Source organism: Bacillus sp. FSL R5-0434, assembly GCF_038004745.1.
In the GTDB taxonomy this organism is placed as follows: domain Bacteria; phylum Bacillota; class Bacilli; order Bacillales; family Bacillaceae; genus Bacillus; species Bacillus halotolerans.
In genome coordinates this window covers 2,980,204-2,991,576 of sequence record NZ_JBBORV010000001.1, presented here as the reverse complement: position 1 = coordinate 2,991,576, position 11,373 = coordinate 2,980,204, and the positions used below count along the sequence as shown (strand labels likewise).

Here is an 11,373-nt window from a genome sequence, read left to right as displayed (position 1 = left end):
GGAGGGGTTACTGTGGCAACAAGACAATCAGTAGATGAACATCTCCAACAATGTATGCAGGCGTATGATTATGCTGAAGAACAGCTGAAAATCGCTTCTAAACAAGAGCATTATAACGACCAAGAATACAGTGATGCGCAAATGCAGATTGAAAATGCGGTAAATGCCTTGAATAAACTATGGCTGTCATCAAATGATCAGCAGAGAGAACAGCTGTACAGAATGAGACTTCAGCTTCAAGCTTTGCAAAATAATATGATCTTGCAGCACCCTCTTGATGTGTAAGAAACGGACCCTTTTGATAAGGGTCTGTTTTTTTGTAAAAAAAGGATTGACTTTGCACAGTAAAGTATTTATTGTATTGAGTGTACTAATTGAAGTAATACACTATAGACACTGATGAAAAGTCATTTATATATTGAAATTAAGGGAGGCAGTTATGAAACATAAAAAACAAAACAAACGTAACGTGCCAATGCTGATCGCGGCATCTGTGATCGCTTGTTCTTTTTTTCTCGTACTCGTTATGATCGGTTTTGAATGGCAAAAAAGTATAATTGATCCGTTTTATTTATGAAAGGTTCAGATCGTATAGAAAGTAGGGAAGTAAATGATTCAAATCGATCCAAGAAGCTCAACGCCCATTTATGAACAAATTATTCAGCAAATGAAAGAGCTTTGTTTGAAAGGGATCATGAAGCCTGGTGATAAGCTTCCTTCTGTCAGAGAATTGGCGACGATCATTATTGCGAATCCGAATACTGTCAGCAAAGCGTACAAAGAGCTTGAGCGAGAGGGTATTATTGAAACGCTGCGTGGCAGAGGGACCTATATATCGGAAAATGCAAAAACGACACTGGTTGAAGGGAAGATGACGATGATTAAAGAGCAACTCAAACAGCTCATCATCGATGCACATTATGCGGGGGTTGAGCTGGATAAACTGCAAGAATGGATAAAGGAAATCAGCGCTGATGTGAAAGGGGGCAAGAGCGATGATTGAATTAAGACAGCTGTCAAAAACGATTGACGGAAATCAAGTATTAAAAGATGTTTCATTAACAATTGAAAAAGGAGAAATCTTCGGGCTGCTCGGCCGCAATGGGTCAGGCAAAACGACAATGCTTCGCTTAATCCAGCAAATCATTTTCGCCGACAGCGGGACGGTTTTATTTGATGGCGTAGAAATCAAAAAGCATCCGAAGGTCAAACAGAATATCATCTACATGCCTGTTCAAAATCCTTTTTACGACAAGTATACATACAAGCAGCTAGTCGATATCCTAAGAAGAATTTATCCGAAATTTGATGTCACGTACGCGAATGAGCTGATGAACAGATATGAAATTCCGGAAACGAAAAAATACCGCGAGCTGTCGACAGGTTTGAAAAAACAGCTGTCGCTCGTTCTGTCGTTTGCAGCGAGACCGGCACTGATTCTCCTTGATGAACCGACGGACGGTATTGACGCGGTAACAAGACATGATGTGCTGCAGCTGATGGTTGATGAAGTGGCTGAGCGTGATACGAGCATCCTGATCACCTCCCATCGCCTTGAGGACATTGAACGGATGTGCAACCGAATTGGTTTTCTCGAAGATAACAGACTGACAAATGTAATGGATCTTGATGAATTAAAAGAAGAATACATCAAAATTCAAATGGCGTTTGATGAAGATGTCAATCTGGCGATCAGAGAGCAAAACATCCCGATGCTCGATCAGGCCGGTGTGTTTTACACGGTGCTGATCCCGAAAAGCGATGAGAAGAACAAGAGCTTTTTGAGAGAGCTGAAGCCAAAAGTGTGGAATGAGCTTCCTGTCAACTTGGAAGAAGTATTCATTGCGAAGTTTGGAGGGAAGCGGAGATGGTAGACCGAGGTCTCCTCTATCGAGAGTGGAAGCAGAATCAAGTGGTGATTTTGTTAAGTATTGTGTTTTTGGTGCTGGCAAATCCGCTCTCTATTGTGAATTGGTATTTGTCTTATCAAGGATGTCTTGCTCATCAAGACCCGCAATATTGTGATTTTATAGTGAATTACACGAGCAACTTGATAGATATCAACTGGGTGCCGGGTGTCATTTTGGCGGTCTGCTTCCTGGGAATGGAACGTTCGAAAGGCACGATGGATTTTATATTAAGCCTCCCATATAACAGAAGCCAAATTTTCCAGACGAAATTTTGGTTAGGCGGTTTTGTGATTGTACTGTCACAACTGATTGGTTTTTTACTTGCATGGCTGCTGATTCTTGTTTATCAACCTGAGCATGTCTACTATTTTGAGCACAGCAGTGTTGGAGTAATCGTGATTAGCTTTATGGCTTACTCACTTGTGATGGCCGCCGGAGCGTTAACTGGAAATGCTTTTGCCCAGCTATTAACGGCATTTGCTGCTACGGTACTGCCGTATTTAATTGTTGTTTTGCCGATTCTAAACATAGAATATATTTTTGATGTAAATATATGGGATTATTTTCCTTCTGTTGAGGATTATTTTGCATTGGTTCGTAAGTTATACTATCTTGTGCCTATGGGATATGTTGCAAATGACTGGCTAACCGACAGTAAATATATTCTACTCATTCCGGCTGTCATGAGCATTCTGTTTTACTTGATTGGCTATATAAGCTTTAAAAAGCATCCAAGTGAACGAAACGGATACTTTTTCCTTTGGAACAGCTTAGATCGTCCGGTACAAATTTTGGTTATTGCTTTTGGCATTCTTGGGTTTGGCTTGTTTGGATATTCTGCCGGACATTCCATGATTGGTTATATTTTTGGAATGATCATTGGTGCGGTTGTCGGCTTTTTTGTAAGCTACTTTGCAATTTATAAGAAAACAAAACATTAAAGAAGTGCTTTCAGTTGGGAGGGAAGTGATGTGCCGGATTCCGGGCTGTTTTATAAAGAGTGGAAGCAAAATAAAGCTCTGTTAACCATGATTTTTTTGGTATTTATGCTTAGCAATCCTTTTACTGTATTAAATACGTACACCTCATACCAAGGCTGCGTGGCTAATCAGAACGAGTGGGTCGGAACCTGCGTATTTACGATTAACTATTTAAATGGCACATTTATCTCGCTGTTTTGGATTTGGGGTGTCGTTTTGGCTGTCAGCCAGCTTGGAATAGAACGAAGCAAGGGCCTTTTTGATTTTACATTAAGCCTTCCTTATACGAGAGGCCAGATATTTAATATGAAGTTCCTTACCGGCGGGATGGTGATTGTGGCACCGCAAATTTTTGGATATATATTATCCGTTTTGCTTCTAGTGCTTTTGAAACCCGAACAAGCCGTTTATTTTCATCACTACAGCCTGGGAATGATCATCGTCAGTTTGCTGGCTTATTCTCTGGTCATGGCGGGGGGAGCTTTGACGGGCCATATTTTTGCACAGCTTTTGGTTTCAGCTACTGTTACGATTTTGCCTTTTTTGCTCATGACTCTTCCTGCTATCAACCTGGAAATCCTTCTTGGCGGAACAGTAGAATTTATACATGGTCCTGTGCCCGAATGGGTGAAGTATCTATTCCCGGTTACTTACGTTGTGCCGAACTGGGTTGAGGATTCTCCGTATTATTTAGTGATTCCGGCCATCATGACGATCATCTTTTACATCATCGGCCACATCAGTTTTGTCAAACTGTCTAATGAACGGAACGGATATTTCTTTTTGTGGAAAACGCTTGACCGCCCGGTACAGGTCATTGTCATTATCATTGGAATCATGGGCTTCGGGTATTTTGGATTTGCCGCAACGGAAAGCTTCGCCGGCTACATATTTGGCATGGCTGCAGGCGCCGTGATTGGTTTCTTCATCAGCTATTTTGCGATTTATAAAAAAACAAAACATTTATAAGGGAGAGAGAAAAGATGATTGATGTTCAGCATATTAACCATTCTTTCACGATCGGAAAAAAGGGCCGTGAGAATGAAGTGCCTGTCTTAAAAGATGTCTCGTTGACTGTTGCGAAAGGAGAAATCGCCTGTATCGTCGGACGAAGCGGGTCGGGGAAGTCAACGCTTCTGAATTTGATTTCAGGCTACATCTCACCGACAAAAGGGCGTATTGTTATTAACGGAACTGATGTCACGGGCTTTAATGAAAAGGAATGGGCGCAGTTCCGCCTTGAACACTTTGGGTTTATTTTTCAAAGCTTTCAGCTCATCCCGGGCTTAACGACGTATGAAAATGTCGAAATGCCGCTGGCGCTAAAAGGGATCAAACCGTCTGAGCGCAAGAAAAAGGTACAGGATATGCTGAAACGCGTCGGTCTTGAAAACCATGCTGCTCACTATCCAAATGAACTGTCAGGCGGACAGCAGCAGCGTGTCAGCATTGCGAGAGCGCTGATTTTAAATCCATCAATTATTTTAGCGGATGAGCCGACGGGAAGCCTTGATTCAGAAACGGAGCAGGAAGTGCTGGAATTGATTCAGCAGCTGAACCGTGAGCGGGGCATTACATTTGTGATTATTACCCATGACGATGAAGTGGCTTCAATCGGACACTCAAAATTCCAGCTGCATGACGGTGTGTTAAAAGGGGGTATTACCGTTGAGATTTAAGGATCAGGTTCATTTTATCAGAAGAAATATGAAGAAAAACAGGCTCCGCGTCTTTATGACAATTCTTGCGACAACAATGGCGTGTGCGTTTTTGGTTGTGCTGTCGTCGGTTGGATTCGGGATTCAAAAGACAATCACAGATATGACGATGAGCCAGCAAATTGTGACTAAAGTCAGTGTAATGGGCAAGGAAGGGGATAAGCCTATTAAAAAAGCTGATTTAGAGAAGTATGATCATGTAAGGTCAGTTGTAGAAAGAACGCAAGTGTATGAGCCAAACAAAGCAACTTTAGGCAATCGCACAAATGAAAGCTCTAATCTTATCTTTACCAATATGAACGATGAATTAAAGGCCAATATGGAATTAGAAAAAGGAAGAGTCGCAAAGTCGGAAAATGAAATCGTAGTAGGATACGACTTTGCAAAGAGATTATTGACGAAAAAAGAATCTGAAGCATATAACAAAAAAATCGAGGAAGCAAAAGGAAACCCCGAAGATATAGAAGAACCAAAGGGCTACACGAAAGACATCCTGAACAAAACGATCGAATTAAGTGTATCAAAAACAGATCCTAAAACAGGGGATGTTACGAAAACAAAAACATATGACTTTAAAATTGTCGGTATTACAAAAAAACCATCTCAAGATTGGATGGAGGATTCAAACATCTTCATTAGTGATCAGTTCAAGAAGGACTTTTCGGAATTTTTGGACTTCAAGGGCGGGAATGTTGAAAAAAATATTGGCGTTTTTGCTGATAAATTTGAGAATGTGGAACAGCTGACAAATGATCTGACAGATGACGGATACTATGTCACATCAGTTACTACCGAGCTTGAAGGAGCCAACACCTTCTTCATGGTCTTCAAAATCGGCCTGATCTTTGTCGGATGTATCGCGGTTATCATTTCAGCCATTGGGATATTTAACACGATGACGATGGCGGTTACAGAAAGAACGCAGGAGATCGGCATTATGAAAGCGATTGGGGCGAGTCCGTCAATCATTCGCCGAATGTTCTTGATGGAAAGCGCGTATATCGGAATTTTAGGCTGTGTGATTGGGATTATCATTTCTTACGGCGTGAGCTACCTTGTCAACCTTGCCGTTCCGATGATTCTCGCGGCGACAGGCGGAGGCGAAGCGGGCGATCTGAATTATACGTTTTCTTATATTCCGCTCAGCCTTGTCATCATTGCGGTTGTGATTTGCGGCGGTGTCGCTGTGATCTCGGGTATGAACCCGGCCCGAAAAGCAACAAAAACCAACGTGCTGACAGCATTAAGAAGAGAATTGTAATCAGAAAAAGCCGGCTGAACCAGCCGGCTTTTCTGTATAGCGCATCAACAAGATTTGCTATACACTTGACATAAAAAAGGAAAAAGTGCGGTGAGTCCATTGTTTAAACTTTTGCTGATAGAAGATGATAAATCGCTGTTTCATGAAATCAAGGAGCGCTTAACGGGATGGTCCTATGATGTATACGGCATACAGGATTTCAGCCAAGTAATGCAGGAATTTGCGTCAATCAAACCTGATTGCGTCATTATCGATGTTCAGCTCCCTAAATTTGACGGGTTTCATTGGTGCCGGCTGATCCGTTCCCGGTCAAATGTTCCGATTCTCTTTTTATCCTCTCGTGACCACCCTGCTGATATGGTCATGTCGATGCAGCTGGGAGCGGATGACTTTATTCAAAAGCCGTTTCATTTTGATGTGCTGATTGCGAAAATCCAAGCGATTTTCCGGCGCGTGCATCATTATAATACGGAGCCGAGCACGATCAAAACATGGTGCGGGGCTGCCATAGACGCAGAGCAGAACCTCGTCAGCAATAACGAAGGCTCTGTTGAACTGACTAAAAATGAAATGTTCATTCTAAAACAGCTAATAGAACAAAAAAACAAGATCGTCAGCCGGGAAGAGCTGATCAGAAGCTTGTGGAATGATGAGCGTTTTGTCAGCGATAATACACTGACCGTCAATGTCAACCGCCTGCGGAAAAAATTGGATGAACTGCAGCTTGGAACATATATCGAGACGAAGGTCGGCCAAGGCTACATGGCGAAGGAAGAGGATCATTTCTATGATTAAAGCATTCCTCATCGAAAGACGAAGCTGGATTGCCGCATTTTTGCTGCAGCAAATTCTGATTTTGCTGATAGCCTTTGTTGATCCGTCTATTCCATTTAAAAATGTTCTTTATATTGTTTATTTGTGTGTCCTGATCTTTGTTGTGTTTGTTATCATCCGTTTTCGGAAAGAAATCGCATTCTATAAAAGCCTCGAAGAATGGGAAAATAATCTTGATGTCACAGCCATAAGTGAACCGGAGACGCCGTTTGAAGAGATGATTGAAAAAAGCATCACCGGACAAACGGAACAATTGAAGCAATCTGCATTGCAGAATCGCTTGGCATTAGAAAATGAAAAAGATGAACTGATGGCGTGGATACATGAGGTCAAAACGCCATTAACAGCGCTGCATTTAATCATCGATCGGATGGAAGACCCATCATTAAAATCCCAGCTATCGTATGAGTGGCTGCGCATCCATCTGCTTCTTGATCAGCAGCTTCATCAAAAGCGCATGTCCTTTATTGAAAATGATCTGTCTTTAGAGATGATCAAGCTTAAGCCATTGATTATCAAAGAGATCAGAGACTTGCAATCGTGGTGTATACAGAAAGGAATCGGTTTTGACATTCAGCTGGAGGCAGAGGAAGTCTTGAGCGATGCGAAATGGCTGGCCTTTATCATCAGGCAGCTGCTGACCAACGCCGTAAAATACAGTGAAGCCGCTGATATTGTGATCAACAGCTATGAAAAAGACGAACGGAAGGTTCTTGAGGTGAAAGATTTTGGACGGGGCATTGACAGGAAAGATGTCTCACGAATTTTTGATAAAGGGTTTACATCCACAACCGATCATCATAATCAGTCTTCTACGGGCATGGGGCTATATCTGGCGAAGAGAGCCGCAGGACCGTTGCTGATCGATATCAATGTGCATTCAGAGCTTGGGGATGGAACAATCTTTACTTTAACCTTTCCGAAACGAAATCAATTCGAACGTGTCATTAGCGTGTGACGAAAATGTCACATGCTTTTCTTTTTTGTTCGCCTAATCGAAGGAAAAACCCGTCAATCCTTTTTATAATAACAGTATCCAATATAAAGGAGACTACGGATATGATGATTTTAGAAGCGAATAAAATTCGAAAAAGCTATGGTAACAAGCTAAATAAACAGGAAGTGCTGAAGGGCATCGATATTCACATTGAAAAGGGCGAATTCGTCAGTATTATGGGTGCTTCAGGGTCGGGCAAAACGACTTTGCTTAACGTTCTGTCCTCGATTGATAAGGTAAGCCACGGAACGATCAACATTAACGGAAACGAAATGACGTCCTTGAAGGAAAAGCAGCTGGCTGAATTTAGAAAACAGCACTTAGGCTTTATCTTTCAAGATTACAATTTGTTAGACACATTAACAGTGAAAGAAAATATCCTTCTGCCGTTATCGATCACGAAAATATCAAAAAAGGAAGCAAACCGCAAGTTTGAGGAAGTGGCGAAGGAATTGGGTATTTATGAATTGCGGGATAAGTACCCGAATGAAATTTCCGGCGGCCAGAAGCAGAGAACATCCGCCGGGAGAGCGTTTATTCATGACCCGAGCATTATTTTCGCTGATGAGCCGACCGGCGCGCTCGATTCAAAATCAGCCTCTGATCTATTAAACAAGCTGAGCCAGCTCAATCAAAAACGCAGCGCCACAATTATTATGGTTACCCATGATCCCGTTGCAGCGAGCTACTGCGGCAGAGTCATTTTTATTAAGGATGGCCTGATGTATACGCAGCTGAATAAAGGAGGCCAAGACAGGCAGACGTTTTTCCAGGATATCATGAAAACACAAGGCGTGTTAGGCGGGGTGCAGCATGAACATTAATCAGCTCATACTGCGAAATCTGAAAAAGAATATCAGGAATTATTACCTCTATGTGTTTGCTTTGATCTTTAGTGTGGCGCTTTATTTCGCATTTGTCACACTCCAATATGACCCGGCCATTAATGAAGTAAAAGCTTCCATTAAAGGCGCCGCGGCTATTAAAACCGCTTCAATTTTGCTTGTGGCTGTTGTATCAATCTTTATTTTGTACGCCAATACCATTTTTATTAAAAGGCGGAGTAAAGAGATCGGGCTGTTTCAATTAATCGGAATGACAAAGCACAAAATCTTTCGAATCTTAAGTGCGGAAAACATCATGCTGTATTTCGGCTCGTTAGCCATCGGGGTTTTTGCCGGATTTTCAATCTCAAAGCTTGTGCTCATGATCTTGTTCAAAATCGTCGATGTCAAAGCTGATGCGAAACTGCATTTTTCTGAGCAAGCCTTGGTTCAAACAATCATTGTGTTCTGCGGCATTTACCTTTTGATTATGATCATGAATTATACGTTTATCAAAAAACAAAGCATTTTATCTTTGTTTAAAGTAACGTCTTCCACTGAGGATAAAGTGAAGAGAATCTCTTTTTTCCAGATGCTGATCGGGGCGCTGGGCATCGTGTTGATTTTAACGGGATACTACGTGTCTTCCGAGCTATTTAGCGGAAAATTCAAGACCATAAACGAACTGTTTTTCGCAATGAGTCTTATCTTAGGTTCCGTCATTATCGGGACGTTTCTCTTTTATAAAGGATCGGTTACGTTTATCTCGAACATCATTCGGAAAAGCAAGGGCGGCTACTTGAATATCTCAGAGGTTCTGTCACTGTCAGCGATTATGTTCAGAATGAAATCGAACGCTTTGCTTCTGACAATTATCACAACCGTTTCAGCGCTCGCCATCGGGCTGTTATCCCTTGCTTATATTTCGTATTACTCGGCAGAAAAGACTGCTGAACAAAATGTAGCGGCGGATTTTTCATTCATGAATGAGAAAGATGCCAAACGATTTGAAAGCAGTTTGAGTGAAAATGACATGTCGTACGTCAAAAAAGAAATGCCTGTCCTGCAATCGTCATTTGATCTCACAAATATCATGGATGGAACTTCGAAAGAGATGCAGAGCGATCCCAGCAACACACAGCTCGCTGTTGTTAGCGATAAAGATGTAAAAGGAGTCGATGTGGCGGCTGGGGAAGCGGTTTTCTCAGGATATACTGACTTGCTGCAAAAGATAATGGTTTTAAAAGACTCCGGCAGCATTAAAGTCAAAAGCAAGAATGAGACAAAATCATTACACTATAAAGGATTAAGAGAAGAGTTTCTTGTATCCTACACGTTTACAAGCGGGGGAATGCCCGCAGTCATAGTGGATGACAACCTGTTTAAACAGCTGAATAAAGATAAAGACCCTCGCATTCAGCTGGCGCAATCTGAATTTATCGGCATCAATATGAAACATGGAGATCAGCTTGAAAAAGCAAATGAGCTCTTTCAAAAGGTCAACAAGAAAGATCTACATTTATCAAGGCTGGATACAAGTATTGCGCAAAAATCTCTTTTTGGTATGGTCATGTTCATCGTTGGTTTCTTAGGATTAACATTTCTCATCACATCGGGGTGTATCCTTTACTTTAAACAAATGGGTGAAAGTGAAGAAGAAAAACCGAATTATACCATCCTAAGAAAACTCGGTTTTACACAGGGCGACCTGTTGAAGGGGATACGCATCAAACAAATGTATAACTTCGGCATTCCATTGGTGATCGGCCTCTTTCACAGTTACTTTGCCGTACAATCCGGCTGGTTCTTATTCGGATCAGAGGTATGGTCGCCGATGATTATGGTGATGGTGTTATATACTGCACTCTATTCTATTTTCGGTATTCTGTCGGTTCTTTATTATAAAAAGGTGATTAAGTCGGCATTGTAAAACAGTAAAAGCTCCAGAGAACTGGAGCTTTTTTGTTTATCGTTTCGGCGCCCGATACCCGGCTGCCTCAGCCTCTTCAACTGAACAAAACATTTCAGCAGGGTCTGTCGTCCGGTCATAGTATGTACTGCCTGGCGTATGATAAATGCCGTTTTTGCTGCCTTTGATAAGACAGCCTTCTGCTGTATCAGCTGAGCTGGTTTCGTTGCTTTTATTTGTGCTGGTTGAAGAATGTTCGCTGTTTTCTTTTGTGCTGGCTGTTCGGTTTTGTGCCTCTTTTAATTGCTTTTTAAGTTTTGTTTTATCTTGTTGAAGGGCTTCATTTTCAGCCTTTGCTGTTTTGGTATCATCTTTGAGCTGTTTTTGTTTTTCTTGAAGTTCTTTATTTTCTGCTTTTAATGATTTCTGAGTCTTTTTTAGTTCACTATTTTCTTTCTCCAGCTGCTTGAGCTTGTCTTGATCTTTTGTGTCGTCTTTCAGTTTCTTTGCTTCAGAGCTGATGGCTTCATACTCTTTCTCAAGTGCTTCATGCTCTTGTTTAAGACTTTTATATTCAGTGTTTAGTGCTGAATATTTTTTATCAGCATTTGCTGCGGCAGCGTCAGGTTCTGTCAAAGCTGCTCCGGTGAAGAGCAGAATGAGGCCTCCAATGAAAAGCGGCCAAAAGAGTTTTTTAGAGAATCGTTTTTCTTTTTTCAGCACATATCTGACGAGATGGTACACTCCATAGCCAAGCGAAAAGAGAAATGCAAAAAAACCGAGGAATGCGAATGCCATTTCCATGAAATTTACCCCTTTTTCTATTTATTTTACAATTTTTGAGCAATATTTGTTAGATGTTTTCACACTCATCTGTTGAAAAATATGAGATAGACAGATAGAATGAATGTGCTATGATAACTGGATTCGTACGGAGCCT

Annotated in this window: 13 protein-coding genes; 12 read left to right on the top strand and 1 reads right to left on the bottom strand. The window is 41.5% G+C overall.

Features of this window, described 5'->3' with window-relative positions; all coding sequences use genetic code 11:
• Positions 1–12: 12 nt before the first annotated feature.
• The 12 genes from NYE43_RS15510 to NYE43_RS15455 all read left to right on the top strand — a co-directional run bounded on the left by NYE43_RS15510 (position 13) and on the right by NYE43_RS15455 (position 10,454).
• The gene (locus NYE43_RS15510; RefSeq protein WP_010331570.1) at positions 13–285 is read left to right on the top strand and encodes a YtzC family protein; all 273 of its coding nucleotides are present in this window, start codon (positions 13–15) and stop codon (positions 283–285) included.
• Positions 286–439: 154 nt separating this feature from the next.
• Entirely contained in the window at positions 440–577 is a 138-nt protein-coding gene (locus NYE43_RS15505; protein ID WP_141243802.1) for a hypothetical protein, read from the top strand.
• Between the two features lie 33 nt (positions 578–610).
• On the top strand, positions 611–1,003 hold the full coding sequence (ytrA, locus tag NYE43_RS15500) for a GntR family transcriptional regulator YtrA (protein WP_024122575.1): 393 nt from the start codon (positions 611–613) through the stop codon (positions 1,001–1,003).
• On the top strand, positions 996–1,874 hold the full coding sequence (ytrB, locus tag NYE43_RS15495; protein ID WP_341062201.1) for an ABC transporter ATP-binding protein YtrB: 879 nt from the start codon (positions 996–998) through the stop codon (positions 1,872–1,874). Before ytrA ends, ytrB begins: the two co-directional genes overlap by 8 nt.
• On the top strand, positions 1,868–2,851 hold the full coding sequence (gene ytrC, locus NYE43_RS15490; protein ID WP_216394992.1) for an ABC transporter permease YtrC: 984 nt from the start codon (positions 1,868–1,870) through the stop codon (positions 2,849–2,851). Before ytrB ends, ytrC begins: the two co-directional genes overlap by 7 nt.
• Before the next feature lie 30 nt (positions 2,852–2,881).
• Positions 2,882–3,859 (top strand): ABC transporter permease, encoded by a 978-nt coding sequence (locus NYE43_RS15485; RefSeq protein WP_341062200.1) that lies wholly within the window; start codon positions 2,882–2,884, stop codon positions 3,857–3,859.
• 14 nt (positions 3,860–3,873) lie between these two features.
• Positions 3,874–4,569 carry an ABC transporter ATP-binding protein YtrE gene (ytrE, locus tag NYE43_RS15480; RefSeq protein WP_095714566.1) on the top strand — a complete coding sequence of 232 codons (696 nt, stop codon included), beginning with the start codon at positions 3,874–3,876 and terminating at the stop codon, positions 4,567–4,569.
• Complete coding sequence (gene ytrF / locus NYE43_RS15475; RefSeq protein ID WP_095714565.1) at positions 4,559–5,869, top strand: ABC transporter permease YtrF; 1,311 nt, start codon at positions 4,559–4,561, stop codon at positions 5,867–5,869. The genes ytrE and ytrF overlap by 11 nt, the downstream gene beginning before the upstream one ends.
• Before the next feature lie 99 nt (positions 5,870–5,968).
• Positions 5,969–6,664 (top strand): response regulator transcription factor, encoded by a 696-nt coding sequence (locus NYE43_RS15470; RefSeq protein ID WP_024122569.1) that lies wholly within the window; start codon positions 5,969–5,971, stop codon positions 6,662–6,664.
• Positions 6,657–7,661: a sensor histidine kinase gene (locus tag NYE43_RS15465; protein ID WP_198097391.1), complete on the top strand. Its 1,005-nt coding sequence runs from the start codon at positions 6,657–6,659 to the stop codon at positions 7,659–7,661. Before NYE43_RS15470 ends, NYE43_RS15465 begins: the two co-directional genes overlap by 8 nt.
• 101 nt (positions 7,662–7,762) lie before the next feature.
• Complete coding sequence (gene bceA / locus NYE43_RS15460; protein WP_024122567.1) at positions 7,763–8,524, top strand: bacitracin ABC transporter ATP-binding protein BceA; 762 nt, start codon at positions 7,763–7,765, stop codon at positions 8,522–8,524.
• Positions 8,514–10,454 (top strand): FtsX-like permease family protein, encoded by a 1,941-nt coding sequence (locus tag NYE43_RS15455; protein WP_341062199.1) that lies wholly within the window; start codon positions 8,514–8,516, stop codon positions 10,452–10,454. Before bceA ends, NYE43_RS15455 begins: the two co-directional genes overlap by 11 nt.
• A 36-nt stretch (positions 10,455–10,490) precedes the next feature.
• On the opposite strand, the gene NYE43_RS15450 is transcribed toward NYE43_RS15455, so the two are convergent.
• On the bottom strand, positions 10,491–11,237 hold the full coding sequence (locus NYE43_RS15450) for an LMBR1 domain-containing protein (protein WP_341062198.1): 747 nt from the start codon (positions 11,235–11,237) through the stop codon (positions 10,491–10,493).
• Between the last annotated feature and the right edge of the window lie 136 nt (positions 11,238–11,373).

Coding starts and splice junctions, on each gene's coding strand:
- NYE43_RS15450 (WP_341062198.1), bottom strand. CDS start 11,237: ATGGAAATGGCATTCGCATTCCTCGGTTTTTTTGCATTTCTCTTTTCG.
- ytrE (WP_095714566.1), top strand. CDS start 3,874: ATGATTGATGTTCAGCATATTAACCATTCTTTCACGATCGGAAAAAAG.
- ytrB (WP_341062201.1), top strand. CDS start 996: ATGATTGAATTAAGACAGCTGTCAAAAACGATTGACGGAAATCAAGTA.
- NYE43_RS15505 (WP_141243802.1), top strand. CDS start 440: ATGAAACATAAAAAACAAAACAAACGTAACGTGCCAATGCTGATCGCG.
- NYE43_RS15455 (WP_341062199.1), top strand. CDS start 8,514: ATGAACATTAATCAGCTCATACTGCGAAATCTGAAAAAGAATATCAGG.
- NYE43_RS15465 (WP_198097391.1), top strand. CDS start 6,657: ATGATTAAAGCATTCCTCATCGAAAGACGAAGCTGGATTGCCGCATTT.
- bceA (WP_024122567.1), top strand. CDS start 7,763: ATGATGATTTTAGAAGCGAATAAAATTCGAAAAAGCTATGGTAACAAG.
- ytrC (WP_216394992.1), top strand. CDS start 1,868: ATGGTAGACCGAGGTCTCCTCTATCGAGAGTGGAAGCAGAATCAAGTG.
- ytrA (WP_024122575.1), top strand. CDS start 611: ATGATTCAAATCGATCCAAGAAGCTCAACGCCCATTTATGAACAAATT.